At 69.1% G+C, this 26,731-nt stretch carries 21 protein-coding genes; 7 read left to right on the top strand and 14 right to left on the bottom strand.

Annotated elements, in window-relative coordinates:
* Positions 1-14: 14 nt before the first annotated feature.
* The 3 genes from ACFVRO_RS10525 to hrcA are packed head-to-tail and all read right to left on the bottom strand — an operon-like array spanning position 15 to position 2,929.
* Complete coding sequence (locus ACFVRO_RS10525; RefSeq protein ID WP_386952043.1) at positions 15-743, bottom strand: 16S rRNA (uracil(1498)-N(3))-methyltransferase; 729 nt, start codon at positions 741-743, stop codon at positions 15-17.
* A gap of 3 nt (positions 744-746) precedes the next feature.
* A complete protein-coding gene (gene dnaJ / locus ACFVRO_RS10520) occupies positions 747-1,862 on the bottom strand; it encodes a molecular chaperone DnaJ (RefSeq protein ID WP_105672952.1) in 1,116 nt (371 codons plus the stop codon).
* A gap of 38 nt (positions 1,863-1,900) precedes the next feature.
* Positions 1,901-2,929, bottom strand: coding sequence for a heat-inducible transcriptional repressor HrcA (hrcA, locus tag ACFVRO_RS10515; RefSeq protein ID WP_386952041.1), 1,029 nt, complete (start codon positions 2,927-2,929; stop codon positions 1,901-1,903).
* 70 nt (positions 2,930-2,999) lie between these two features.
* Between hrcA and ACFVRO_RS10510 the strand changes: the two genes are divergently transcribed.
* Positions 3,000-4,421, top strand: a complete 1,422-nt coding sequence (locus ACFVRO_RS10510; RefSeq protein WP_386952038.1) for a carboxylesterase/lipase family protein — start codon at positions 3,000-3,002, stop codon at positions 4,419-4,421.
* Here ACFVRO_RS10510 and hemW read toward each other — a convergent pair.
* From hemW to lepA, 3 genes are all read right to left on the bottom strand, one after another.
* Positions 4,411-5,628: a radical SAM family heme chaperone HemW gene (gene hemW, locus ACFVRO_RS10505; RefSeq protein ID WP_386952036.1), complete on the bottom strand. Its 1,218-nt coding sequence runs from the start codon at positions 5,626-5,628 to the stop codon at positions 4,411-4,413. The two genes, ACFVRO_RS10510 and hemW, sit on opposite strands and share 11 nt — an antisense overlap.
* Entirely contained in the window at positions 5,628-6,281 is a 654-nt protein-coding gene (locus tag ACFVRO_RS10500) for a DUF1990 family protein (RefSeq protein ID WP_386952033.1), read from the bottom strand. The genes hemW and ACFVRO_RS10500 overlap by 1 nt, the downstream gene beginning before the upstream one ends.
* Before the next feature lie 66 nt (positions 6,282-6,347).
* Positions 6,348-8,201 carry a translation elongation factor 4 gene (lepA, locus tag ACFVRO_RS10495; protein WP_386952030.1) on the bottom strand — a complete coding sequence of 618 codons (1,854 nt, stop codon included), beginning with the start codon at positions 8,199-8,201 and terminating at the stop codon, positions 6,348-6,350.
* Positions 8,202-8,442: 241 nt separating this feature from the next.
* On the opposite strand from lepA, the gene ACFVRO_RS10490 reads away from it, so the two are divergent.
* The 5 genes from ACFVRO_RS10490 to ACFVRO_RS10470 all read left to right on the top strand — a co-directional run bounded on the left by ACFVRO_RS10490 (position 8,443) and on the right by ACFVRO_RS10470 (position 14,947).
* Entirely contained in the window at positions 8,443-9,426 is a 984-nt protein-coding gene (locus ACFVRO_RS10490; RefSeq protein ID WP_223586312.1) for an ABC transporter permease, read from the top strand.
* A gap of 1 nt (position 9,427) precedes the next feature.
* Positions 9,428-10,366 carry an ABC transporter permease gene (locus ACFVRO_RS10485; protein ID WP_386952028.1) on the top strand — a complete coding sequence of 313 codons (939 nt, stop codon included), beginning with the start codon at positions 9,428-9,430 and terminating at the stop codon, positions 10,364-10,366.
* The gene (locus ACFVRO_RS10480) at positions 10,363-12,291 is read left to right on the top strand and encodes a dipeptide ABC transporter ATP-binding protein (protein WP_386952026.1); all 1,929 of its coding nucleotides are present in this window, start codon (positions 10,363-10,365) and stop codon (positions 12,289-12,291) included. The genes ACFVRO_RS10485 and ACFVRO_RS10480 overlap by 4 nt, the downstream gene beginning before the upstream one ends.
* A 129-nt stretch (positions 12,292-12,420) precedes the next feature.
* Entirely contained in the window at positions 12,421-14,136 is a 1,716-nt protein-coding gene (locus ACFVRO_RS10475) for an ABC transporter family substrate-binding protein (RefSeq protein ID WP_105674536.1), read from the top strand.
* An 88-nt stretch (positions 14,137-14,224) separates the two neighbouring features.
* Positions 14,225-14,947: an alpha/beta hydrolase gene (locus tag ACFVRO_RS10470; protein WP_341941976.1), complete on the top strand. Its 723-nt coding sequence runs from the start codon at positions 14,225-14,227 to the stop codon at positions 14,945-14,947.
* Here ACFVRO_RS10470 and ACFVRO_RS10465 read toward each other — a convergent pair.
* Positions 14,938-16,161: an MFS transporter gene (locus tag ACFVRO_RS10465; RefSeq protein WP_386952023.1), complete on the bottom strand. Its 1,224-nt coding sequence runs from the start codon at positions 16,159-16,161 to the stop codon at positions 14,938-14,940. The genes ACFVRO_RS10470 and ACFVRO_RS10465 overlap by 10 nt on opposite strands.
* Positions 16,158-17,507, bottom strand: a complete 1,350-nt coding sequence (locus ACFVRO_RS10460) for a GH1 family beta-glucosidase (RefSeq protein WP_386952020.1) — start codon at positions 17,505-17,507, stop codon at positions 16,158-16,160. Before ACFVRO_RS10460 ends, ACFVRO_RS10465 begins: the two co-directional genes overlap by 4 nt.
* Positions 17,508-17,733: 226 nt before the next feature.
* On the opposite strand from ACFVRO_RS10460, the gene rpsT reads away from it, so the two are divergent.
* Positions 17,734-17,994: a 30S ribosomal protein S20 gene (rpsT, locus tag ACFVRO_RS10455; protein WP_105674528.1), complete on the top strand. Its 261-nt coding sequence runs from the start codon at positions 17,734-17,736 to the stop codon at positions 17,992-17,994.
* A gap of 77 nt (positions 17,995-18,071) precedes the next feature.
* Here the strand turns inward: rpsT and ACFVRO_RS10450 are convergent, their stop codons facing one another.
* The 6 genes from ACFVRO_RS10450 to ACFVRO_RS10425 all read right to left on the bottom strand — a co-directional run bounded on the left by ACFVRO_RS10450 (position 18,072) and on the right by ACFVRO_RS10425 (position 26,712).
* On the bottom strand, positions 18,072-18,764 hold the full coding sequence (locus ACFVRO_RS10450) for a histidine phosphatase family protein (RefSeq protein ID WP_386952018.1): 693 nt from the start codon (positions 18,762-18,764) through the stop codon (positions 18,072-18,074).
* Positions 18,761-19,804: a DNA polymerase III subunit delta gene (gene holA / locus ACFVRO_RS10445; protein ID WP_386952015.1), complete on the bottom strand. Its 1,044-nt coding sequence runs from the start codon at positions 19,802-19,804 to the stop codon at positions 18,761-18,763. The genes ACFVRO_RS10450 and holA overlap by 4 nt, the downstream gene beginning before the upstream one ends.
* Positions 19,805-19,813: 9 nt before the next feature.
* Entirely contained in the window at positions 19,814-22,126 is a 2,313-nt protein-coding gene (locus tag ACFVRO_RS10440) for a ComEC/Rec2 family competence protein (RefSeq protein WP_386952013.1), read from the bottom strand.
* Positions 22,123-22,710, bottom strand: a complete 588-nt coding sequence (locus tag ACFVRO_RS10435) for a helix-hairpin-helix domain-containing protein (protein WP_386952011.1) — start codon at positions 22,708-22,710, stop codon at positions 22,123-22,125. The genes ACFVRO_RS10440 and ACFVRO_RS10435 overlap by 4 nt, the downstream gene beginning before the upstream one ends.
* 93 nt (positions 22,711-22,803) lie before the next feature.
* The gene (leuS, locus tag ACFVRO_RS10430) at positions 22,804-25,380 is read right to left on the bottom strand and encodes a leucine--tRNA ligase (RefSeq protein ID WP_386952008.1); all 2,577 of its coding nucleotides are present in this window, start codon (positions 25,378-25,380) and stop codon (positions 22,804-22,806) included.
* A gap of 36 nt (positions 25,381-25,416) precedes the next feature.
* On the bottom strand, positions 25,417-26,712 hold the full coding sequence (locus ACFVRO_RS10425) for an anthranilate synthase component I family protein (RefSeq protein ID WP_386952006.1): 1,296 nt from the start codon (positions 26,710-26,712) through the stop codon (positions 25,417-25,419).
* Positions 26,713-26,731: the final 19 nt, after the last annotated feature.

Raw genomic sequence — 26,731 nt, 5'->3', positions numbered from 1 at the left:
TACTGAGGGGACGCTCACCAGCGGCCGAGCGCCACCGACAGCACCGCGATCGCGGCCGGACCGGCCGTGGAGGTGCGCAGCACCGTGTCGCCGAGCAGCACGCGCTCGGCTCCCGCCGCGACGAGGCGGTCCAGCTCCTCGGGGGCGATGCCGCCCTCGGGGCCGACGACGAGGATCAGGTCGCGTCCGTCCGGTTCCCGCTCGGAGAGCCTGATGGTCGCCGTCGGGTCGAGCAGGAGCATCCGCGCGTCCCCCGCGCGCTGCGCGAGCTGTCCCGTCGTGAGAGGCTCCGAGACCTCGGGGATCCAGGGCCGATGCGCCTGCTTCGCGGCCTCGCGCACGATCGTCGCCCAGCGCTCGCGCCCCTTGACGGCCTTGGGTCCGTCCCAGCGCGTCACGCTGCGGCTCGCCTGCCACGGGACGATCTCGTCGACGCCGAGCTCGCAGGCCGCCTGGACGGCGAGTTCATCGCGATCGCCCTTGGCCAGTGCCTGAACGAGGACGATGCGGGGCGTCGGCGCGTCGTGGACCGCACGGTCGGACACGCGCACATCCACCCGGGTCGGAGAGACCTCCTCGGCGACACCGGTGAGCCAGACGCCTGCACCGTCGCCGATCGTCACGGATTCGCCCACACGCAGTCTCCGGACGACCGCCGCGTGCTTCGCCTCCGTGCCGGTGAGCGACACGAGGTCGCCGACCGCGGCATCGCTCGACGTCTCGACCAGGAAGTGCAGCGCCATGGCTCAGTGCGAGCGGAAGCGGTCGCGGAGCTTGGAGAACAGCCCCTGCTGGAACTGGGCGAGCTGCGGTCCCGGCGACTTCGCCTTCTTCGCGAAGTCCTCGATGAGCGCGCGCTGTGCGGAGTCGAGCTTGGTGGGCGTGACCACCTGCACGCCGACCCTGAGGTCACCACGCTGGGATCCCCGCAGCGGGGTGATGCCGCGGCCCTTGATCGTCAGGACGTCACCCGACTGGATGCCGGAGCGGATCTCCAGGTCGACCTCGCCGTCGAGCCCCTGGATCTTCGTGTCCGTTCCGAGGATCGCGTCGGTCATGGAGACCTCGAGCGTGGCGAGGAGGTCGTCGCCGTCACGGCTGAACGCCGCGTGCGGGCTCACCGTGACCTCGACGTACAGATCGCCGTTGGGGCCACCGGCCTTGCCCACCTCGCCGGAGCCCGGCAGCTGCAGTCGCAGCCCGGTCTCCACGCCGGCGGGGATGTCGAGGGACACCGTGCGACGCGACCGCACCCGCCCCTGACCGGCGCAGGTTCCGCAGGGGTACGGGATCGTCGTGCCGTAGCCCTCGCAGGTGCCGCACGGCTGCGAGGTGATCACGTTGCCGAGAAGGCTGCGGACCTGACGCTGCACGTGGCCGGAGCCGCCGCAGATGTCGCAGGTGACGGGCGACGTGCCCTCCTGGCAGCAGGATCCCTGACACGTCTCGCACAGCACCGCCGTGTCGACCTCGATGTCGCGGTGCGCGCCGAACACCACGTCGCCGAGCTCGAGGGTCACACGCACGAGCGCGTCCTGGCCGCGCTCGCGCCGTGACCGCGGACGCGCGCCGCGCCCGCCGCCCTGCGCGGCGCCGAAGAAGGTCTCGAAGATGTCGCCGAAGCCTCCGAATCCGCCGAAGTTGCCTGCGGCGCCGTCTCCGCCGCCCATGTCGTACCGGCGTCGCGACTCGTCGTCGCTGAGCACGTCGTACGCGTGCGTGACGAGCTTGAAGCGCTCCGCCGCCTCCTCGCCCGGGTTGACATCCGGGTGCAGCTGACGCGCGAGGCGTCGGTACGCCTTCTTGATCTCGTCGGTGGACGCCTCTCGGGATACCCCGAGAACCTCATAGTGATCCGCCACGATGGCCCTTCTCCGTGTGTGTTCGTTCGGCGGCCGCCTCAGCGGCTCGCCTCGTCTTCGTCGAGCATCCGCGACAGGTAGAGGGCCACGGCCCGCGCCGCCGCGAGGTTGCTCGGATAGTCCATGCGGGTCGGGCCCATGACGCCGACGCGCGCGGTGCCGCTCGGTGCGGCGTAGTTGCTGGCGACGATCGATGCCTCGCCGAGACCGAACGGAGCGTTCTCCGTGCCGATGCTCGCGGCGAGCCCGTGCACGTCGGTCTCCATCTCGCTCATCAGCCGCAGCAGCGTCACCTGCTCCTCGATCGCCTCGAGGAGAGGATGGATGCTGCCGCGGAAGTCCTGTTCGCGCCGGGCCAGAGTCGCGGCCCCCGCCATGACGAGGCGCTCCTGGCGGAACTCGCCCAGCTCGTCGATGATGACGGTCGCGAGCGCGCGCAGCGCGGCATCCGTCGTCGTGTCATCGGTGAGAAGGGTCTGCAGGCGCTCAGCGGCGTCGCTCACCGCACGGCCCGTGATCAGCGCGGACAGCCGCGCCCGCAGCACCGCCACGTCGGCCTCGTCGAGCTCGACCGGGAGCGGGGTCATGCGCTGTGAGACGCCGCCGGCGTCGGTGACGAGCACGACGAGCATCCGGCTCGGCGCGAGCGCCACGAGTTCCAGGTGGGTCAGATGCGCGCGGGCGAACGACGGGTACTGCGCCAGGGCGACCTGCCCCGTGAGCTGCGTGAGCACACGGACGGTGCGCGCCATCAGGTCGTCGAGATCGGCGGGGTCCGCGAGGAAGGACTCGATCGCGCTGCGCTGCGCCACGGTGAGCGGCCGCAGCTGAGCCAGGTGGTTCACGAAGACGCGATACCCCTTGTCGGTCGGCACGCGCCCCGACGAGGTGTGCGGAGCGGCGATCAGCTCCTCGTCCTCGAGCAGCGCCATGTCGTTGCGGATGGTGGCCGCGGAGACGCCGAAGGAGTAACGATCGACGATCGTGCGGCTGCCGACGGGTTCGTGCGTCTCGACGTAGTCCTGCACGATCGCGCGCAGCACCTGCAGGCCTCGCTCTGTGACCATCTCACCCTCCCGCCTGGCACTCGGACCGATAGAGTGCCAATCCTATCGCGTGCACCCTAGGATGGCGCTCATGACCACGCCGTCCACCGCTTCCGTCAGCACCGGGGTCCTCCGAGGAACCGTCGAGGACGGCGTCCGTCGCTTCCTCGGCATCCCGTATGCCGCGCCGCCGTTCGGGGACAACCGGTTCCGCGAGCCGCAGCCCGCTGCCGCGTGGACAGGCGAGCGCGACGCCACGTCCTTCGGCCCCACGTCTCCTCAGCTCCCCTACTCCGGCGCGACCGGCGAGCTGCTGGGTTCGGTGCGCATCGACGGCGAGGACATCCTCACCGTCAACGTCTGGTCGCCGGTCGACGCCTCGGACGCGCCCGTGCTGCTGTGGATCCACGGCGGCGCCCTCGAACGCGGCACCGCCGCGCTCTCGATCTACGACGGCACGGGTTTCGCGCGCGCCGGCATCGTCTTCGCCTCGATCAACTACCGCCTGGGCTCGGAGGGCTTCTCCGTGCTCGAGGACGCACCGCGCAACCTCGGCCTGCGCGACGCCGCGGCCGCCCTCGACTGGGTCCACCGCGAGATCGCGGCGTTCGGCGGCGACCCGGCACGCATCACGGTGATGGGCGAGTCGGCGGGCGGCGCGATCGTCGCCGGTCTCCTGGCCCGTCCGGAGTCGCGTGCGCTGATCGCTCAGGCGATCATCGAGTCCGGTCTTCTGGAGGCGCAGACGCCGGAGAAGGCCGGGCGCGTCACCGCGCAGCTGGCGAAGCGGCTCGGCATCCGCCCCGATAGGGAGTCCTTCGCCGGCGTCGATCCCGATCAACTCCTGCAGGCCCGTCGCGCGCAGGCGGCAGGCTCCTCACCCCTCGGGGGCGCGCCGGGATTCCAGTTCTCGATCGACCCCGACAGCCTCCCCCGGTCTCCCCACGAGGTGCTCGGCGAGATCGACACCCCGCTGCTCATCGGCAGCAACACCGACGAGTACCGGCTGTGGTTCCCCCCGGAGGCGCTCGCCGGCATCAGCAGGGCGAAGCTGCTGATCGCGCGTCTCGCGCTGCGCATCCCCGGCCGTGCGGTGGCCGCGTACCGCGCCGACTTCCCTTCGGCGTCGACCGGGGAGATCTTCGGACAGCTCGCGACCGACGTCATGCTCCGCGCTCCGCTCAGCCGCGTCGCGGGGGCACGCCCCGCGAACACCCACGTCTACGAGTTCGCGTGGCCCAGCCCCGTGCGCGATCTCCGCGCCGCGCACGCGCTCGAGCTCGGGTTCGTGTTCGACCGGCTCGACGACCCCGAGACGCAGCGCATGGCGGGGACCGACGCTCCGCGCGAGCTCGCCGCCGACATGCACCGCGCGTGGGTCTCCTTCGTCACCACGGGCGACCCCGGATGGCCCGCTTTCGGCTCCGAGCGCAGGACGCGCCTGTTCGATGCCGTGACCACCACGGTTCCCCAGCGACGCACGACCGGCATGGATCTGCTCCCTAGTCGGTGAGCTCCCGCACGACCGCATCGGCCAGCAGCCGGCCGCGGAGCGTCAGCCGAACGCGGCCGCGAACGGCGGAGGCAGGATCCACCAGACCGTCGGCGATCAGGCCGGCGACGCGGGCTCGGTTCCCTGCGGGGAGGTCTGCCACGGCGATGCCCTCGGCGAGACGACTCAGCAGCAGCACCCGCTCCAGCATCCGCGACGCCTCATCCGGACGCTCGGTTCCAGCAGCCGGGGACTCGGATGCCGCGAGCCGCTGCGCGTATGCGGCCGGGTGCTTCACGTTCCACCAGCGCAGGCCCGCGACGTGACTGTGCGCCCCGGGGCCGAAGCCCCACCAGTCGCTCCCCCGCCAGTACGCGAGATTGTGACGCGAACGCTGCTCCGCGGAGCGCGCCCAGTTGCTGACCTCGTACCACTCGAAACCGGCGGCGGCGAGCCGCGAGTCGGCGAGCTCGTACATGTCAGCCTGGAGATCGTCATCGGGTGTCGGCACCTCGCCGCGGCGGATCTGCCTGGCCAGCTTCGTGCCGTCTTCGATGATCAGCGCGTACGCGGAGATGTGGTCCGACTCGAGGTCGAGCGCGGCGTCGAGAGAGGCTTCCCAATCGGCCAGGGACTCCCCCGGCGCACCGTAGATGAGGTCGACGCTGACCGCGAGACCGGCGCCCTTCGCCGCCTCGACGGCGGTGCGGACGTTCTCCGGCCGGTGCGTGCGATCCAGCGCAGCGAGCACGTGCGGCACGGCGGACTGCATGCCGATGGAGAGCCTGGTGACACCGGCATCGGCGAGAGTCCTGGCGACCTCGGGGGTCACCGTGTCGGGGTTCGCCTCGACCGTCACCTCCGCGCCGTCGGCGAGCCCGAAGGCCGACACCGCCGCATCCAGCATCCGCGCGAGGTCGCCCGCGGGCAACAGCGTGGGCGTGCCGCCTCCGAAGAACACCGTGTCCATCGGCCGGAGCGCCCCGGCGTCCGACAGCACACGACGGGCGAGGGAGATCTCCGCGGCGAGGGTGTCGGCGTAGTCCTCCTGCTTGGCGCCGCGCAGCTCGCCCGAGGTGTAGGTGTTGAAGTCGCAGTACCCGCACCGCACACGGCAGAACGGGATGTGCAGGTACGCCGAGAACGGCACGGAGGGATCGACGGAGAGATCGGCGGGGAGCCCGCCGTCCGCCGGGGCCGGATCGCCGAGGGGAAGGGGACCCGCCATCAGACGGGGGTCGAGTAGAGCGGGGAGATCGCCCGCAGGTACCGGGCGAACAGCTCTTTCCTGCGCCGCTTCACGAGCGCGGGGACCATCCGGTACAGCATCGCGTTCGGCGCGTCGAAGGCGCGGACGGTGAACCACACCTCATCGTTGTCCTCGCGCCAGTCGATGTCGAACGACTCCTCGCCGCTCACGACCGATCCTCCGACCGTGCCGAGCACGAAGCCGATGCGGCGCTTCTCCTCCGTCACGGAGATCACCCGCAGCTCGGCGTCGGCGCTCATGCCTGCCACATGGCCGTGCAGCTTCAGGGTCATTCCCGGGCCGACGAAGGGCGTGCCCTCCGCGTCGAAGCGCTGTTCGATGTCGTGCTTGCTCGGCGCGATGGGGTTTCCCTCGGCGTCGAAGCTCACTCCTGCGTACGCGGGACCGGGGGCCGGGCGCACGTCTTGGATGCCGAGCCCTGCGGCGCGCTGCGCCGTCCACGACAGCAGGGACTCCCCTGCCGTCTGGAACCGCTCGGAGCCGCTGCCGATCCGCCAGGACTGCTCCGCCGGGATGCTGCGCTCCGGCGGGTACTGCATCAGATCCGGGGCGTGGGTGGCACCCACGGCCGCATAGTCAACCGTGTCGTCTCGGAAAGTCCCGCGCCGCATGATCTCCACCCTACTTCGGCTTGCCTGAGCGATCACCCCCACGCGCCGCGGGCACCCAGAACCGGACTACTTCTTGTCCTTGCCCTCGACGTCGCCGGAGAGCGCGGCGATGAACGCCTCCTGGGGGACCTCGACGCGACCCACCATCTTCATGCGCTTCTTGCCCTCCTTCTGCTTCTCGAGGAGCTTGCGCTTTCGGGTGATGTCACCGCCGTAGCACTTGGCGAGCACGTCCTTGCGGATCGCGCGGATCGTCTCGCGAGCGATGATCCTGGCGCCGATCGCCGCCTGGATCGGCACCTCGAACTGCTGCCGCGGGATGAGCTTGCGAAGCCGCTCGGTCATCAGAGTGCCGTAGGCGTAGGCCTTGTCGCGGTGCACGATCGAGCTGAAGGCGTCGACCTTCTCGCCCTGGAGCAGGATGTCGACCTTGACCAGATCCGCCTCCTGCTGACCGGAGGGCTCATAGTCCAGCGAGGCGTACCCCTGGGTCTTGGACTTCAACTGGTCGAAGAAGTCGAAGACGATCTCGCCGAGCGGCATGTTGTAGCGCAGCTCGACGCGCTCCTCGGAGAAGTACTCCATGCCCAGGAGGGTGCCCCGGCGGCTCTGGCACAGCTCCATCACGGTGCCGACGTAGTCCTTGGGCAGCAGGATCGCCGCCTTCACCATCGGTTCAGACACCGAGCCGATGCGACCGTCCGGATACTCGCTCGGGTTGGTCACCGTGACCGTCTCACCGGTGTCGCTCGTGAGCACCTCGTAGATGACGCTCGGCGCCGTGGTGATGAGATCGAGTCCGAACTCGCGCGACAGGCGCTCGGTGATGATCTCGAGATGCAGGAGCCCGAGGAACCCGCAGCGGAAGCCGAAGCCGAGTGCGACGGACGTCTCCGGCTCGTAGGCCAGCGATGCGTCCGAGAGCTTGAGCTTGTCGAGCGCCTCCCTGAGCTCTGCGTAGTCGCTGCCATCGATCGGGTACACGCCCGAGAAGACCATCGGCTTCGGGTCGGTGTATCCGGTGAGGGCCGTGGATGCCGGCTTCCGCGATGCCGTGACCGTGTCGCCGACCTTGGAGAGTCGCACATCCTTCACGCCGGTGATCAGGTACCCGACCTCCCCGATGCCGAGGCCCTTGCTCGGAATCGGCTCGGGGCTGGACACGCCGATCTCGATGAGCTCGTGGTTCGCGCCGGTCGACATCATCTGGATGCGTTCGCGAGGCGACAGGCTGCCGTCGACCATTCGCACATAAGTGACGACGCCCCGGTAGGCGTCGTACACGGAATCGAAGATCATGGCTCGCGCCGGCGCCTCGGGGTCGCCCTTCGGCGCGGGGATCTCCTGCACGAGCCGGTCGAGGAGCTCCTCGACGCCGACGCCGGTCTTGCCCGACACGCGCAGCACGTCCTCCGGCTTCCCGCCGATGAGGGAGGCGAGCTCCTTGGCGTACTTCTCCGGATCGGCGGCCGGGAGATCGATCTTGTTCAGGACCGGGATGATGTGGAGGTCGTTCTCCAGCGCGAGGTACAGGTTGGCGAGCGTCTGGGCCTCGATGCCCTGAGCCGCGTCGACGAGGAGGATCGCCCCTTCGCACGCGGCGAGGGAACGGGACACCTCGTACGTGAAGTCCACGTGACCGGGGGTGTCGATCATGTTCAGCGCGAAGGTCTCTTCGCCGATCTGCCAGGGCATCCGCACCGCCTGGCTCTTGATCGTGATGCCGCGCTCGCGCTCGATGTCCATGCGGTCCAGATACTGGGCCCGCATGTCGCGGTCGGAGACCACTCCGGTGATCTGGAGCATCCGGTCGGCGAGGGTCGACTTGCCGTGGTCGATGTGGGCGATGATGCAGAAGTTGCGGATCTGCGTGGCCGGAGTCGCGGCAGGCTGAAGAGGAGTGAGAGCGCGTGGTGACATGTCGCCTCAAGTCTAGGGTGAGCGCGGGCCGATCCGAGATTCCCTCATAACTGGTGGTAGTCTCGCGAAGTTGCCCGGGAGCAATCGGTGACACCGGATCCCATGAGCGACAAGACTCCGTCACAGACAGCGTGCAGGTGTCGTGTCGCGCAGTCCAGCAGTTGGTGGTTGAATGACTACCCGGCTCAGCGTTGCGTCGGCAGATCCCGCGCGCGTCTGTAGAAGAGAAAGAATCACACCCTTGATCAAGTATCTCGTGCGCCGAGCACTCGGCTGGCTGCTCATGATCGTGGTCGCGACCAATCTCACGTACTTCCTCGCGTGGGGTTTCCTCGACCCGCGCAGCAACTACGTCGGTCGCCGCCCTCCGGTGACGGAGGAGCAGATCGTCCACCTCCTCAAGCCGCGCAACCTCAGCGACACCGTCCCTCTCATCGAACGGTGGTGGAACTGGCTCACGGGGATCCTGCTGCGGTGGGACTGGGGCGTGAGCCCGACCGGCGGCTCGGTGAACGAGCAGGTCGGCTACCGCATGTGGGTCAGCGCCGAGCTGGTCCTGGGAGCCACGATCCTCTTCACCGTCCTCGGCATCGCGCTCGGCGTGTACACGGCATCCCGCCAGTACAAGCTCGCCGACCGCATCGGCCAGGCCACGAGCATCATCACGATGAACATCCCCATCGTCGTCGCCGCCTTCGCGGTCGTCATCCTCGCGATCGCGCTGAACGAGGCGACGGGCGTGCGCATCTTCTACGTCACCGGCTCGTCGAGCCAGGACGTCGAAGGGTTCTTCCCCGTCCTCGTCGACGTGCTGCAGCATCTGACGCTGCCGACGATCGCCCTGGTGCTCACCGGCTACGCCGGTATCCACTTCCTCCAGCGCTCACTCCTGCTGGACAACATCAACGCCGATTACGTGCGCACGGCGCGCGCCAAGGGCCTCACCAAGCAGCAGGCCATCCGCAAGCACGCGCTGCGCACCTCGCTGATCCCCGTCGCGACCCAGGTGGCCTTCACGATCCCCGGTGTGTTCACCGGCGCGGTGCTCACGGAGACGATCTTCGCCTGGAACGGCATGGGCCAGTACTTCATCAAGACCATCGGAACGAACGACATCCACGGCACGGTCGCCATCGCGGCCTTCGGCGCCGTCCTCACGGCGATCGGCGCCATCCTCGCCGACATCGCCGTCGTGGTGCTCGACCCACGAGTGAGAGTGAGCTGACATGACCACCGACATGATCGACCCCACGGTCCAGCCGCCCTCCGGCATCGCGGGACCTGAGACCACGCGTGTCGCGACCAAGCGGCTCTCCAAGTGGACCCTCTACTGGCGCCGCTACGCCCGCAACAAGGGCGCTCTCGCCGGCCTGGTGATCTTCGTCCTCCTGGTGCTCTTCGCGATCTTCGGACCGCTCATCGCCCGATACGACGCGGTCGAGCTCGACTTCCTCAACCTCAGCACCGGACCGTCGTCCGAGCACTGGTTCGGAACCAACAACGCCGGCAACGACCTGTTCGCTCAGGTGGCGCTCGGTCTGCAGCGCTCGCTCATGATCGCCGTCAGCGTCTCGGTCGGCGTCACGATCGTCTCGGCGCTCGTCGGCACAGCAGCCGCCTACTTCGGCGGCTGGACCGAGCGCATCGCGCTGCTGGTCATCCACTTCATGATGGTCATCCCCAGCTTCCTCATCCTCGCGATGATCTCCAACAAGTCGGGAGGCGACTGGCGGGTCATCGCGCTCATCATGATCTTCGTGATCGGCTGGTACTTCCCCGCCAGGGTGATCTGGACCATGGCGCTCTCCCTGCGTGAACGCGAGTACGTCAGCGCCGCCCGCTACATGGGCGTCGGCGGCATGAGGATCGTCCTCCGCCACCTGCTGCCGAACATCGGATCCCTCCTGGTGATCAACTTCACCCTCGGTGTTGTCAACGCCGTCGTCACCGAGACGGGTCTGTCCTTCCTCGGCTTCGGCGTCAAGATCCCCGATGTCTCGCTGGGCGCGCTCATCGGCACCGGCTCCAGCAGCCTCACGACCGCGCCCTGGCTGTTCTACTTCCCCGCCGCGGCCCTCACCCTTCTCACCGTGTCGATGGCGCTCGTCGCCGACGGCCTGCGTGATGCCCTCGATCCCACGTCTGCAGCGGGAGGCCGCGCATGAGCACCGTCCTTTCCGTCCGCGACCTCCGGGTCAGCTTCGCCTCGGAAGCGGGCCGCGTCGACGCCGTGCGCGGCGTCTCCTTCGATCTGGAGGCAGGCAAGACCCTCGGGATCGTCGGCGAGTCCGGCTCGGGCAAGTCCGTCACGTCCCTCGCGATCATGGGCCTCCTCGACGAGAACGCGAAGGTCACCGGCTCCATCGTCTACGACGGCCAGGAGCTGATCGGCAAGTCGGACAAGCAGCTGTCCGTGATCCGCGGCAACGGCATGTCCATGGTCTTCCAGGACCCGCTGACCTCCCTCACCCCCGTGTTCACGGTCGGCGACCAGCTGATCGAGGCGCTCACGGTGCACCGCAGCCTCTCCAAGAAGGACGCATGGGATCGCGCGGTGGAGCTGCTGACGCTCGTGGGCATCACGTTCCCTGAGCGGCGCATGAAGTCGTTCCCGCACGAGTTCTCCGGCGGCATGCGCCAGCGCGTCGTGATCGCGATCGCGATGGCCAACAACCCCAAGCTCATCATCTGCGACGAGCCGACGACCGCTCTCGACGTGACGATCCAGGCGCAGATCCTCGATCTGATCGAGAAGGCGCAGGACGAGACCGGCGCCGCGGTGATGATGATCACCCACGACATGGGCGTGGTGGCGCGCACCGCCGACGACGTCATGGTGATGTACGCCGGAAAGCCCGTGGAGCACGCACCCGCCCGCGAGCTCTTCCACCGCACGCGGATGCCGTACTCGATCGGGCTCCTGGGGGCGATCCCCCGCGTCGACAAGGCCGAGAAGGAGCCGCTGACCCCGATCAAGGGGAACCCGCCGCTGCTGGTCAACCTCCCAGACGCGTGCCCGTTCGCCGACCGCTGCCCGATCGCGATGGATGCCTGCCGCACGGGCGAACCGGAGCTGCTGCCGGTGTCGACCGGCACGGGCGAGCGCCACCTGGCCGCGTGCATCCGCTCGCAGGAGATCGAGGACGGCGGTCTGCTCGGCGGCCTCCCCGTCTTCCCCGCCAGGGTGATCCCGGAGAGTGACCTGACCCGGACGCCGCGCGAGGAGCGCCCCGTGACGCTCGAGGTCAAGAACCTCACCAAGACCTTCCCGCTCCTCAAGGGCGCGTTCCTCAAGCGCAAGGTGGGCGAGGTCCAGGCGATCAAGGGCATCAGCTTCGACGTCCGCGAGGGCGAGACGATGGCGATCGTCGGCGAGTCCGGCTCGGGCAAGACCACCACGCTGCTGCAGATCATGGACATGGTCAAGCAGACCGACGGTGACATCGTCATCGCCGGCACCAGCGTGAACGATCTCCACAGCAGGAAGATCGAGCGCGAGCTCCGCCGCGACATCCAGATCGTGTTCCAGGACCCGATGGGCGCACTCGACCCGCGCATGACCGTCGCCGACATCATCGCCGAGCCGATGCGCGCGATCGGCACGCCCAAGGCCGAGGTCCACCGGCGAGTGGACGAGCTGATGGACATCGTCGGCCTCAACCCGGCGCACAGCGACCGGTTCCCGCAGGCGTTCTCCGGCGGGCAGCGCCAGCGCATCGGCATCGCGAGAGCCCTGTCGACGAACCCGAAGATCGTCGTGCTCGACGAGCCGGTGTCGGCGCTGGACGTGTCGATCCAGGCCGGCGTCATCAACCTGCTGGACGAGCTCAAGGTCAAGCTGGGTCTGTCGTACCTGTTCGTCGCACACGACCTGTCCGTCGTGCGGCACATCGCCGATCGCGTCGCCGTGATGTACCTCGGCGAGTTCGTGGAGCACGGCGACGTCGACGATGTCTTCGACAACCCGCAGCATCCTTACACCAAGGCTCTCCTGTCGGCGATCCCGGTGCCGGATCCGGACATCGAGCGCACGCGTCAGCGCGTCGTGTTCGACCCGGAGACCATGTCGACGAAGCCTGCGACGGTCTGAGCGGATGCCGATGCGAGGTCTGGTCACCGTCCGATAACGGTTAGCCGGTATTCACTGTCCGCCGCTGTGCGGTGATCAACAGCGAACTATTCTTCCCTTTATGAAACGCCGAAAGGCGAAAGGAGCACCATGAAGCACAAGAAGTTGTTGGGGGCTGTCGCGATCAGCGGCGTCCTCGCACTCGCCCTCGCGGGTTGCGCGAGCGGATCCGGAAACACCGGTGGCGGGAACGGTTCGGAGAAGCCGGTCGAGACCAAGTCCGCCGACTACAACCCCCAGGCTCGGGCCGACATGAAGGAGGGCGGCGAAGTCCACCTCGGCATCAACGGCATCCCCGAGCAGCTCAACGCCTTCCACGGCGACGGAGTCGCCGACACCTCGACGCTCTGGTACTTCTACATGCCGCAGATCCTGCTGGTGAAGCCGGAGGGCGAGGTCTACAAGAACGACGCCTACCTCGACAAGTACGAGATCGGCGAGAAGGACGGCAACACGACCGTCACCTTCACGTTCACCGACAAGGCGCACTTCAACGACGGCACCGACATGGACTGGACCGCCATCGACGCGACCTGGAAGGCGAACCGCTCGTCCGACGAGGGCTACAGCCCCAACGCGACCGACGGCTACAAGCAGGTCAAGTCGGTCGAGCAGGGCGACACCGCGAAGACCGCGGTGGTCACGTTCGACGGCATCTACGCCTGGCCGTCCATGGTGTTCCTCACCGGTGGTGTCCTGAACCCGAAGCACGCCGACGTCGACACGTTCAATAACGCGTACATCGGCAACCCGCACTCCGAGTGGGGTGCAGGCCCGTACATCGTCGACGAGTTCGACGCCAACAAGGGCTTCATCTCGTTCAAGCCGAACCCCGAGTGGTGGGGTAACGCTCCTCTGCTCGACAAGGTGACCTTCCAGCAGCTCGAGCCCGACGCCGCGATCAACGCCTTCAAGAACGGCGAGATCGACATGGTGGGCGCGAACTCCAAGGACCGCCTCGAGCAGGTCAAGTCGGTCAAGGACACGGTCGTGCGCCGCGCCCAGCAGACCGCGAAGACGATCCTGATGCTCGACGGCGACAAGCCGCAGTTCGAGGACGTCAACGTCCGCAAGGCGTTCTTCCTGGGCATCAACATCGACCAGCAGAAGCAGATCGCCTGGAACGGCCTCGGCTACGAAGAGCCCGCCGCCGGTTCGCTGAACATGTACGCGTTCCAGGAAGGCTACGTCGACGCGTTCGCCGAGGCCGGCCTGAAGCACGACGTCAAGGCAGCCAAGAAGCTCCTCGACGACGCCGGCTGGAAGGAAGGCTCTGACGGCATCCGCGAGAAGGACGGCGTCAAGCTGAGCGTGGTCTACCCGGTGTTCGGCTCCGACCCGACGCAGGAGGCTCTCGCCAAGTCGCTGCAGGCGCAGGAGAAGGAGATCGGCATCGACGTCAAGGTCGATGTGCGTGCCTCCGCCGACTTCGCCAAGGACCTCCCGACCAAGAACTGGGACATCGCCGGCCTGCGCTTCAGCGACTCCGACCCGTTCGGACCGGCCTGGATGTGCCAGCTCTACTGCTCGGAGAGCGAGCTGAACCTGTCGGGCACCGGCAACGCCGACATCGACAAGCAGATCGCCGACGACGTCGAGTCGCAGAAGGACGCGAAGAGCTGGACCGCCGCGGCGGAGAAGCTCGAGCCGAAGATCATCGACGAGACGTGGGGCGTCATCCCGCTCTACAACGGCCCGTCGATCTACGTGGTCAAGAACGGCCTGGCGAACCTCACGCCTTGGCCGTACGTCGGCCTGGACCTCTTCGGCGTCACGCCGATCGAGGACTTCGGATGGCAGAAGTAACTCTCTGATCTGAGAGAAGGGAGCGGGGCCGGTGGACATCCACCGGCCCCGCTTTCGCGTTGTCGGAGGGCGTATCTAAGCTGAGTCCGTGAGCGTCCAGATCGTCTTCGTGCACGGCATCCGCACATCTGCGACGATGTGGCGGTCTCAGCTCGCCTATCTCGACGAGCGCGGCATGACCGCCACCGCCGTCGACCTCCCCGGACACGGCACGCGTCTGCACGAGGACTTCACCCTGCACGAGGCGCTGCACACGATCGACGCCGCCGTGCGGGCGGCGGCGGAGAAGGGACCCGTACTGCTCGTCGGGCATTCGATGGGCGGCCTGCTGTCGCTCGCTTACACAGGAGGCGCGCAGACCCCGCCGGTCACGGGTCTCATCGCGGCATCCTGCACCTCACTCCCCCACGGCGCGGGTCTGGCGGCCTATCGTCTCATCGCCGGAGCGGTGAACTCGCTCCCAGACCGGGGCCTGTGGCTCACCGAGAAGATCCTCGACGCGACGATCCCCCTGGAGACCCGGTCGGACTTCGCCGCGGGCGGGTACGCTCTCGACACTCAGGACGCCGCCCTGCGCAGTCTCACCACGCTGGACATCGCCTCCGCCGTCGAGAGGATCCGCGTCCCGCTCTGGTTCATCAACGGCCAGTACGACCAGCTGCGGGTCAACGAGGGGCTGTTCCAGCGGCTCGCCCCGCACGCCGAGCTCATCGTGGTCCCACGGACGACCCACCTGGTCACCGCGATGCGCCCACGGGTGTTCAACGCGGCACTGCAGCTCGCGATCGCGACGATCGAGGCTCAGGCCTGACGCACCCGCTGCCGCGCGAAGGCGGTGAGCATCCCCCCGACCACGGACAGCACGGCTGCCATCACGAACACGAGCCAGAAGCCTCCGACGAGTGCGACGAGACCGGCTCCGAGCACGGGGCCGATGAGCTGTCCGAGCGCGGCGGTGACGTTCACGATGCCCAGATCCCGCGCATGGTCCTTCTCGTCGGGCAGGAGGTCGGCGGCGAACGCCAGACCGACCGTCGAGAAGGCGCCGTAGCCGAGCCCCATGAGCGCCGCGGCGACCATCGTCGCCTCGAACGTCGGGACGAGAGCGATGAGCACTCCGGACGACGCCTGCACGAGGGTCGAGGCCACGGTGAGAGTGCGGCGGTTCCCGGTGCGGTCGGAGATCACGCCCGTGAGCACGGAGGCGATCACCACGAACACGGTGTAGACGACGATCAGCAGCAGGAGGTTGTCCTGCGCCTCGGCGTTGGGCTGGCCGAGTCCGTGCAGCAAGAAGAAGAGGAACAGGGCCGTGCCGAGGGCGTTGCCGACGTTGGCGACCAGGCGCCCCGACAGCATCCAGGCGAAGTCCCGATCTCGCAGCGACGCGAGCAGCCGCCCTTCGCCACGCGTCGGCAGCAGAGCTACGGATGCCGGCGGGTCGGGAAGCAGCAGCGCCGCGGCGGTCCCCACGACGGCGATGATGCCGGCGAGCAGCAGATACCCGGAGAGGATGCCGAGACCGAGCAGCACGACGAGTCCGACGCCGAGCACGATGCCGACGGCCTGGCTCGAGCCCACCGCCGCCGATGCGGCGCCCCGCTGCGTGGGCGGCAGCTGGTCGGCGATCAGCGCGGTGAACGCCGCGGACGACACGGCGACGCCGATGGACACGCCCACCCAGGCCGCTCCGACCGCCCACGGCCCCTCGGTGAAGCCGGTGAGGACCAGGCAGAGGACCGTGAGCCAGACGCCGCCGAGCGCCCACGGGCGGCGACGACGGCGGCCTGCCCCCGCACGATCCGAGAGGGCGCCGGCCACGGGGCCGGCGACGATACCCGCGAGGCCTCCGATGCCGAGCACGAGCCCGGACGAGACGACTCCCCTGATCCAGTCGTCTTCCGGGGTGTCCAACTGCAGCGGGAGCAGCAGCTGGACGGGGGTGAGCTGCACGGTCCAGATCGCCAGCCAGGCGAGCGTGAACAGTGACATCCATCGGGCGCCGACCTTCGTCGAAGAGCTCACCGTCCCTCCTCCGTCCCGCGGCGGACGGCCGCGATCAGCTCGCGATACCAGTCGTACGACGCCTTGGGGGTGCGCTCCCCCGTCTCGAAGTCGACGTGCACGAGACCGAACCTCTGGGTGTAGCCGTCGGCCCATTCCCAGTTGTCGAGCAGCGACCACACGGTGTACTCCTCGACCGGGACTCCGGCGGAGATCGCCTCGGCGACCGCTCCCAGATGGCCCGTCAGGTACGAGATGCGGTCATCGTCGTCGACGCGTCCCGCCCGTTCCGGCTCGGGGAACGACGCGCCGTTCTCGCCGATGATGACCGGCGGCAGCTGCGGGTGCCGTCTCTTGAGATCGATCAGGAGATCGCGGAGCGCGCTCGGCATGATCGGCCACTCCGGTCCGAAGCCGGTCACGGGCACTCCGGGTGTCGGCACGATGTCGAACGGGATCGGGCTGTCGGCATCCGCTGTCGTCACCGTGGTCGGGTTGTAGAAGTTGATGCCGTAGAAGTCGATGGAGCCGTGGATGCTCTTGAGGTCGCCGTCCTGTACGGGCATGCTCGGCAGACCGAGCGCCTCCAGATCGGGGTAGACGCCGTCGAGCAGCGGCTCGCTGAAGACCCGGTTGTGGACGAGATCGTACGTGAACGCGGCCGCCGCGTCCTCCTCCGAGTCGCGCAGCGGCAGGACCCAGGTGTGGTTGTTGACGAGTCCGACGCTCGCGGCCCCGCTCGCGCGGAGCACGGCGGCTGCTCCGGCATGCCCGAGAAGCTGGTGGTGGACGGTGGGGAGCGCCCCGAACAGCAGCTGCTTCCCCGGCGCGAGAGCACCGGTGGCATACCCCTGCAGCGTCATCATGGCCGGTTCGTTGAGGGTGTACCAGTGCCTCACCCGATCCCCGAGGCGATCGACGACGAGTGCTGCGTACTCGGCGAAGCGCGATGCGGTGTCGCGGTTCAACCAGCCTCCGTCGGCCTCGAGGGCACTCGGCATCTCCCAGTGGAAGAGCGTCGGGAACGGCGCGACCCCGGCCTCGAGAAGAAGGTCGACGAATCGCGAGTAGTGGTCGAGCGCCGTGCTGTTCCCGGGCCCCGAGCCATCCGGCTGGATGCGCGCCCACTGGATGGAGAACCGGTAGCGGTCGAGACCGAGGCCGGCGGCCAGAGCCACGTCCCGCTCAGGATGACGGTAGCTGTCGCACGCGGGTTCAGCGGTGCTGCCGTCGATGATCGCCCCTGGACGCTCCAGGAAGTCGTCCCAGATCGATCTCCCCCTGCCGTCGGCTGTTCGCGATCCTTCGATCTGGAACGCGGAGGTGGCTGCGGAGAACCGGAGGCCCGGCGGGAGGGCGAGTGTCATGAAGGGTCCTTGACGTCAGTGTCGGGATAGTGATGATTCTGCACCCAGTACCGCCCCGTGCGCGACTGAGTTCCGCAACTCGACGCCCGTTTAGGGAGATGGTCTCGGATGCTGGTAGACTTGACTCTTGGCTTGCGTGTGGGTTCTTCCCTCACGACCGTCGCGCAGGAGCCCTCTTCTCCGGCCGGCATTTCCGAAACAACTCCTGTACAGAAAGCGTCCACACGTGGCAAACATCAAGTCGCAGATCAAGCGCAACAAGACCAACGAGAAGGCTCACGAGCGCAACAAGGCCGTGAAGAGCGAGCTGAAGACGCACGTCCGCGCCACCCGCGCCGCCGTCGCCAGCGGCGACAAGGCTGCTGCCGAGGCCGCGCTGAAGACCGCTTCCCGCAAGCTCGACAAGGCCGTCAGCAAGGGTGTCATCCACCAGAACCAGGCTGCGAACCGCAAGTCGGCCATCGCCAAGCAGGTTGCCGCTCTCTGAGCCCCGCTTCTGAAGAAGGCCCGTCTCTTTCGAGACGGGCCTTCTTCGTGCGACGGGGGTGCTTCCCGACGGTGATGTCACGGAGCGGTGGCGATGGGCTCCCCCGGCTCTCCGACCGGCGCAGCCGGAACGTCCTGTGCGAGGGCATCTTCGAGATCGAGTCCGCCCAACGGCTCCTGCTGCCACCGGATGAGCCTCCACCCTGCATCGGGATCGCCGTCCAGCATGCACATGCCCGTGTTGTAGAGGCGCCAGTGCACGGCGTCCTCGAGATCGACACCGCCCACCCGCGCAGCCGCCCAGACGTGAATCGCCGCACCGTGACTGACCACGACCGCTGCACCGTCGACGTTCTCCCGTGCCACTCGCGCGATGGCCGCGTCGTAGCGGTCGAAGAACTGCGTACCGCTCTCTCCGCCCTCGATCGCGAACTCCGGGTCCCCGGTCAGCCAGCGCCGCGCCGCGCCGACGTAGGCCTGCACGGCCTCCCGATCGCTGCGCATCTCCCACCGGCCCGCGCTGATCTCCTCGAGCCCCTCGACCACCTCTGGGGTGAGCCCGCGGGCAGCCGCGAGCGGTGCAGCCGTGAGCCCGGTGCGGGTCAGCGGAGAGATGTAGACGGCATCGATCGCCTCGTCGGCGAGAGCCGCCGGGATCGCCGCAGCCTGCAGCGCTCCCAGCGACGTGAGACCGGGTCCGGGGCGACCGGTGTCGAGAGCGCCGATGACATTGCTCGGCGTCTGTCCGTGGCGGATGAGGATGAGTCTCATGCGTCTTCTCCGAACGGCTGGCGGGTAGCGATGACGGTGACCATGCGCTCCAGCGCGAAGATCGGGTCGCGCGCGGCGCCCTTCACCTCGGCATCCGCTCGCGCGGTCGCCTGAATGGCCATGCCGAGCGACCGCTCGTTCCACCCCGCGAGATCTCGGCGCGCCCTGTCGACCTGCCAGTCCTTCATGCCGAGCCGCTGGGCGAGCTGGCGGCTGGGCTCACGGTTGCCCGCCACACGAGCCATGGTGCGCAGCTTCATCGCGAAGGCGGCGACCATCGGAACAGGGTCGGCGCCGGAGGCCAGGGCATGACGCAGCGACACCAGCGCCTCTCCGTATCGTCCGGAGATGGCGGTGTCGGCGACCACGAAGGCCGAGACCTCCACGCGCCCGCCGTAGTACTTGGTGACGACGTCTTCGGTGACATCGCCCTCGACGTCGCCGATCAACTGCTGGCATGCCGCCGCGAGCTCGGTCAGATCATCGGAGAAGGCGGAGACCAGCGCACGCAGCGCCGGCGGGGCGATGCGCTTCTTCGCGGCCTTGAACTCCCCCGCCGCGAAGTCGGCTCTGTCGCCGTCGCGCTTGATCGCGGGGCAGGCGATCTCGATGCCGTCACCCGTGCCGGCACGGAGGGCGTCGAGGAGCTTCTTGCCCCGCACGCTCGCGCCGGTGTGGCGGAGGATGACCGTGGCGCCCTCCTGCGGGTGGTCGAGGTACGACACGGCCTCCTGCAGGAACGCATCCAAGCACTTCTCCACCCCTGACACCCGCACCAGCCGAGGCTCGCCGAACAGCGAGGGCGAGGTGAGGGAGAGCAACGTGCCGGGGGCGTAGTCGTCGGCACGGACATCGCTGACCTCGAGCGCGGGATCTTCCGCCCGCAGGTAGTCGCGCACACCGGCGATCGCGCGCTCGGCGCAGACCTCCTCCGGGCCGAAGACCAGCACGACCGGGGCCGGTTGCGGCTCGCGCCACGGCACCTGACGGATCTTGCTGGGCTTGGCGCCCCCACGGGCCGGAGTACGCGAAGCTGCCATGTTTCCAGCCTACCCGGGGCCGCCGACGCTCCTCTCGGTCCAGACCTCGACGGCGCCGTCCTTCAGGCCGATCAGGATGCGACCCCGCTGATCGGTGCGCAGGACGTGCGCCCCGACGGCCTGCAGGATCGCGAGGATCTCCGCTCTCGGGTGCCCGTAGTCGTTCCCCTCCCCGACGCTGATCACGGCGACGGCGGGCCTCAGCGCCTCGTACAGCCCGGCGTCCTGATCGGCGCTTCCGTGATGCGCGACCTTCACGACGGTCATGTCGGAGCCGAGATGCGCCGTGCGCTGAAGCATCCGCTGCGACTCCGCCGAGAGATCGCCGAGGAACAGCGATCGCGGCACGCCACCGCCTCCGAACTCGACGACGACGCTGGAGTCGTTGCCGGCGGGGAAGGCTGACGAACCCCGCTGCGGCCAGAGCACGCGCCACGATGCGTCACCGAGCATTCCCTCGAGGCCGGCCGCCGCGTCGACGAGATGGGCGCCTCCTGCGGCAAGGCGCTGGAGCAGCCTGACGTCATCAGGCGCATCGGAGGGTCCGTGCAGCACCCGGTCCACCCGGCCCTGCACGGCGTCGACTCCCCCGACATGGTCGAGATCGAAGTGCGTGAGCACGAGCAGGTCGACGCGCTCGATGCCGAGAGAGCGCAGGCATTCCCCGAGCAGGCCGGGGTCGGGGCCCGTGTCGATCAGCGCCGTTCTGCCCGCCGATCGGACGACGAGGGCATCGCCCTGTCCGATGTCGCACGCGGCGATCGCCCACCCGTCGGGGCTCGTCGCCGTCGCGAGCGGTCCGCGGAGCAGAACCTGCGCTCCACCCAGCGCGACGGCGACGACGATCACGACGGCCGCCGCGGCTCGCGCCCAGCGCACCGGCCGTATGAGCGCGACCCTCTCCTTCGGCCGGACCAGCAACAGCGCCGCTGCGGCGCTGAGGACGGCGACAAGGAGGGAACTGCCTATGCCGGGCACGAGCGACACTTGGGCGAGCGGCAGTTCGGCGCTCACTTCGGCGGTGGCGGCGATCCACGCGGCGGGGAGCCAGGCCGATACCGCGAGCACGTCTGCAAGGAAAGGCAGCGGCGCCGCGAGACAGGCGAGCAGCCCGACGACGGTGGCGACGGGCGCCGCGGGGTCGGCGATCATGTTCGCCACGACGCCGACGAGCGACTGCTGCTCCGCGAACAGGGCGATGATCGGGGCGCAGACGAGCTGCGCCGAGAGCGGGACGCCGATGGCCAGAGCGAGAGGCTGCGGCATCCATCGCGCCATTCCTCTCGCGAGCGAGGGAGCGAGCAGGATGAGAGCGCCGGAGGCCGCCACCGACAGCGCGAACCCCGGTGTCGCCGCGAGCCAGGGATCGACGATCAGGATCGCACTCGCGCAGAGGGCGAGGAGCCCCGCCCCCGCGCTCGGCCGCCCCAGCAGCACCGACAGCATGGCCGCGCCCGCCATGACGGCCGCCCTGACGACGCTCGGCTCGGGCGTGACGAGCACGACGAAACCGGCCAGCGCGAACGCCGCGAGGACCACACGCAGCCTCCGCCCTCCCCCGCACAGCGCCACCAGCCAGAACGCCGCACCGACCACGATCGCGCAGTTGGCGCCCGACACCGCGGTGAGGTGGCTCAGCCCGCTGATCCGCATGTCGTCGTTCAGCTCGGCGCCGACCGCCCTCGTATCCCCCACGGCCAGTCCGGGCAGCAGCCCGGCTCCGGGCTCCGGCAGCCGCGTCGACCTCGCGATGAACTCGCGCCTGGCGCCCGCAGCGACCGCGAAGATCCCCGCGGCCGGCCGTTCGATCGCGGCAGAGCTCGAGAACACCACGAGCGCTGCGCGCTCCCCCGGGTCGGTCGATGCGGCCTCTCCCCGTATGCGGACGGCGGCGCCGAGGTCATATCCCTCCCCGGGGTCGAGACCCAGCCGCACCGGCGCTGACGCAGGTCGCACGTCGCCCGGTGACCCGATGCCCGTGAGCTCGGCATCCACCCACAGCTGCCCGTCGCGACCCACCGACGCGGAGGACGTGATCTCGCAGGTCGCCTCGACGAACCTGCCGTCCCAAGCGCCAGCGACGTCCCTGGCCGGAAGAGCGACGCACACCGCCAGCGACGCGGCCGCCGCTGCGGAGAGGACGACGGCCGACAGACCCGATCCGCTCGCCGACGAGCGCACCGATCCGAGCACCACCGCGATGACAGCCCCGAGCACCCCTCCTCCGGCGACCCAGGGTGCGGCCTCCGGTGCGAACACTCCGAGGAGGGCCGCTCCCCACGTCGCACCCGCCACCGGAAGCAGCCGCAGGTCGCGCCTCACACCCGGACTCCGTCGCGGATGCCGGCGAGCAGCTTCTCTCCGATCCCCGGCACCGCCAGCAGGTCGTCGACCGAGCCGAATCGCCCGTTCTCCTCCCTCCAGGAGATGATGCGCTCGGCCAGAGCGGGGCCGATCTGCGGCAGCGTCTCCAGCGCGGTCTGGTCGGCCGTGTTGAGATCGATGCGCTCATCGGTCGGCGCCGCAGGCGCACCAGCCTCGACGCCCGCTCCGATCGAGGGCACCACGATCTGCTCCCCGTCTGCGAGCACCCTGGCGAGGTTGACGGCGGTGAGGTCGGCCTGGTCGGTCGTTCCCCCGGCGGCCGCCACGGCATCGACCACCCGCGAATCCAGATCCAGCACGTACAGTCCAGGGCTCTGCACCGCCCCCAGCACATGCACGTAGAGGTCGCCGGACGGCGCGGCGGATGCATCGGCGACCGGAACGGACTCCGTCGGCGCGGCCTGACCCCGCATGATCCCGAGGCCCACCGCGGCCGACAGCACGACGAGACCGAGCACGACGGCGGCGCCGATGCTCAGTCGGAGCGTGCGTGGTGCGGAGGACGACGTCGGCTGCGGCATCCGCCCACGCTAGGGGCGTGGACGGATGCTCAGGAGCCGTGAGACCGGGGCCGGTGGACAAGCCGCCGACACCCGCGGACTGTGGACGAGCTCTCAGCCCTTGACGACGATGCTGACGATCTTCGGGGCTCGCACGACGACCTTCACGATCTCCCTGTCGCCGATCGATCGGATCACGCGCTCGTCGGCGCGGGCCAGTGCCTCGAGCTCGGCCTCGCCGATTCGGGCGGGCACCTCGAGCTGGGCGCGCACCTTGCCGCCCACCTGGACCACGGCCGTGACCGTGTCCTCGACGAGCAGCGCCGAGTCCGCCGAGCGCCAGGTCACCAGACCGACGGAGGGCTCATGACCGAGGATCTCCCACATCTCCTCCGCGGTGTGCGGGGCGATGAGGTCGAGCATCACGGCGATGGTCTCGGCGGCCTCGCGCACGGCGGGGTCGGCGGCGCCCGCGGCGCCGTCGATCGTCTTGCGGGTGACGTTCACCAGCTCCATGAGCCGGGCGACCAGCACGTTGAACTTCGTCTGCTCGACGAGGGCCGGCGCTTCGGACAGCAGCTTGTGCGTGGCACGGCGCAGCGCAGCGTCCCCGCCGTCGAACACGACGTCCACGGGGCTCGACACCTCGCCGGCGATGCGCATGGCGCGCGCCAGGAACTTCTGCGCGCCCGTCGTCGAGACGTCCGCCCAGTCCTTGTCGTCCTCCACGGGGCCGGCGAAGGCCAGGCCGACGCGCAGCGCGTCGGCGCCGTGCGCGTCGAGCTCCTCCTGGAAGAGGACCAGGTTGCCCTTGCTCTTCGACATCTTGGTGCCGTTGAGGATGACCATGCCCTGGTTGATCAGGTTCGAGAACGGCTCGGTGAAGTCGATGAGCCCCATGTCGAAGAGGACCTTCGTGATGAACCGCGCGTACAGCAGGTGCAGGATGGCGTGCTCGACACCGCCGATGTAGGAGTCCACCGGCGCCCAGCGTGATGCCTGCTTGGGGTCGAACGCCACGGTGTCGCTGTTCGGCGACAGGAAGCGCAGGAAGTACCACGAGCTGTCGACGAAGGTGTCCATCGTGTCGGGATCGCGCAGCACGGGGTCGCCGGACTCCGGGTCGACCGTGCGCACCCAGCCCTCGGCGGCGCCCAGCGGCGACGCGCCCTTCGGCGACAGGTCGAGACCCTCGACGCTGGGCAGCTTCACGGGGAGCTGGTCCTCGGGGACCGGGATGATGCGGCCGTCGTCGGCGTGCAGCATCGGGATCGGCGTGCCCCAGAAGCGCTGGCGGGAGATCAGCCAGTCGCGCAGGCGGTAGTTCTTCGCGGCGCGGCCGGTTCCCGATGCCTCGAGCTGCTCGATCGCGCGGGCGATCGCGTTGCGCTTGGACAGTCCGTTCAGCTCGCCGGAGTTGATCATGCGGCCTTCGCCGGTCAGCGCCGTGCCGGTGACGGACGGGTGCTGGTCGTCGAGCGAGGGCATCGTGTCGATCGGCACGCCGTCCTCATCGACCTCGATCACGGGCATCGCGCCGGTGATGGGAGCGGTGGTGTCCACGACGACCTTGATCGGCAGGCCGAACTCGCGGGCGAAGTCGAGGTCGCGCTGGTCGTGCGCAGGCACGGCCATGACGGCGCCGTGGCCGTAGTCGGCCAGCACGTAGTCGGCGGCCCAGATCGGCAGCTTCTCGCCGTTGACCGGGTTGATCGCGTAGCGCTCCAGGAACACGCCGGTCTTCGGGCGGTCGGTCGCCTGACGATCGATGTCGGTGGTCTTCTGCACCTCCGTCAGGTAGCCCTGGAAGCGCTCGCGCACCTCGTCGGGCGCCTCGGCGGCCAGCTCGGCGGCCAGGTCGCCGTCGGGGGCGACGACGAAGAACGTCGCGCCGTGCAACGTGTCGGGGCGCGTGGAGAACACCGTGACCGGCTCGTCACGGCCCTCGATGCGGAAGTCGACGTCGGCGCCGACGGAGCGGCCGATCCAGTTGCGCTGCATCTGCAGCACCTTCGACGGCCAGAAGCCCTCCAGCTGGTTCAGGTCGTCCAGCAGGCGGTCGGCGTAGTCGGTGATGCGGAAGTACCACTGCGTGAGCTTCTTCTTGACGACCTCGGCGCCGCAGCGCTCGCAGCGTCCGTCGACGACCTGCTCGTTCGCGAGCACCGTCTGGTCGTTGGGGCACCAGTTCACCGGGCTCTTCTTGCGGTACGCCAGACCCCGCTCGTACAGCTTCAGGAACAGCCACTGGTTCCAGCGGTAGTACTCGGGGTCGGAGGTGTGCAGCACACGGCTCCAGTCGAACGAGACGCCGTAGGCCTGGAAGCCCGTCTTCTGCTGGGCGATGTTCTGGTAGGTCCACTCCTTCGGGTCGGCGCCCCTGCGGATGGCCGCGTTCTCGGCGGGCAGGCCGAAGGAGTCCCACCCGATCGGGTTCAGGACGTTGTGTCCGCGGTGACGCCAGAAACGCGCCACGATGTCGGAGTACAGGTAGTTCTCCGCGTGCCCCATGTGCAGGTCGCCGGAGGGGTAGGGGAACATCGCCAGCACATACCGACGGGGACGTGTGTCGTCGTCGCCGCCGGTGAGGAACGTCTCGTTCTCGGCCCAGTACTTCTGCCACTTGGCCTGGATGGCGTGCGCCGAGGAGACCTCGTCGTCGACGGGAGCGGTGGAGAAGTTCTCAGTCAAAACGAACGCACAACCAATCTGAACAAAAAAGCGGGATCAGTTCAGGATATCGGAACCCCAGAGCGCGGGCGTTTCCGCGCCGAGGGCTGCCAGCGGGGCTCGCGCCTTGGTCGCCACCTCCGCCACCTCGGATGCCGCGACGGAGCGCCAGGTGATCCCGCCGCCCGCGCCGACCACCGCCTTCTCGTCATCGATCAGGATGCTGCGGATGACCATCGCCAGGTCGACGTCGCCGTTCACGCCGACGTAGCCGAAGCACCCCGCGTAGACGCCGCGGGGTCCGCCTTCGAGGTCGTGCAGCCGGGTCATGGCGGAGAGCTTGGGGGCACCGGTCATGCTGCCGGCGGGGAACGTCGCGGCCAGCAGGTCGCCGACCGTGGTGCCCGCGGCCGCGGTTCCGCTCACCGTGCTGACGAGCTGGTGCACCGCCGGATAGCTCTCCACGACCCAGAGCCCGTCGACGCGGATCGACCCCGGCTCGCACACCCGGGAGAGATCGTTGCGCATGAGGTCGACGATCATGACATTCTCGGCGCGCTCCTTGGGGTCTGCCTGCAGCTCCGCGGCGAGCGCGGCATCCGTCTCCGGATCGGCGCTGCGCGGGCGGGTGCCCTTGATCGGCCTGGTGCGGATGACTCCGCCGCTCGCGTGGAGGAACTGCTCGGGACTGGCGCTCAGCAGGGCACGCCCGCCGATCCGCAGGAACCCGCCGTGGTGGGCGGGCGTCGCGGCACGCAGCCGCAGGTAGGAGCCGACCTCGTCTTGCGGTCCCCTGACGGTGAAGCGCGTGGTGAGGCACAGCTGATACGCGATGCCGGCTCTGATGAGCTCTCTGCACTGCTCGATGAGGTCCGCATACTCGCCAGGGGTGTGCCGGGCCTCGGCCGTGCGCGGCGCCGTCGCGACAGGGGGAACGGGCGGCGGCGTCCTGCGCTCAGACACGAACGCCGACCACTCGTCGAGGTCCTCATCGTCGGCGAGCGCCCAGACCCGCCCCGTGGCGTGCTCGAAGGCTGCGACCCTGGTCACCCGCAGCCACACGTCGCCCTCGGCGTCCGCCGTCGGGGCCCCCGCCGTGTGCGAGCCGGACTCGTAGTCGCACCATCCGACCCACCCGCCCTGGAAGGGGATGCCGGAGGCCGCAGCACCGTCCACCCGCACGGAGCCGGGCAGCGACGAGACCCCACCCGTTCCGACGAAGCTCCACCCCTCCTGCGCCGCTGCGCCGGCGTCGAGCCAGAAGACATCGGGGCACAGGGCTTCGAGCGCGAGGAAGAGGGCCGCCGGATCCGCATCGCCGGGCAGCGCTCGGGCGGTCAGTCGTTCGGGCACCTTTCCAGCCTAGATCCCG

The organism is Microbacterium sp. NPDC057944, assembly GCF_042887445.1.
Taxonomy (GTDB): Bacteria; Actinomycetota; Actinomycetes; order Actinomycetales; family Microbacteriaceae; genus Microbacterium; species Microbacterium natoriense.
This window is presented reverse-complemented; position numbering and strand designations above follow the sequence as displayed.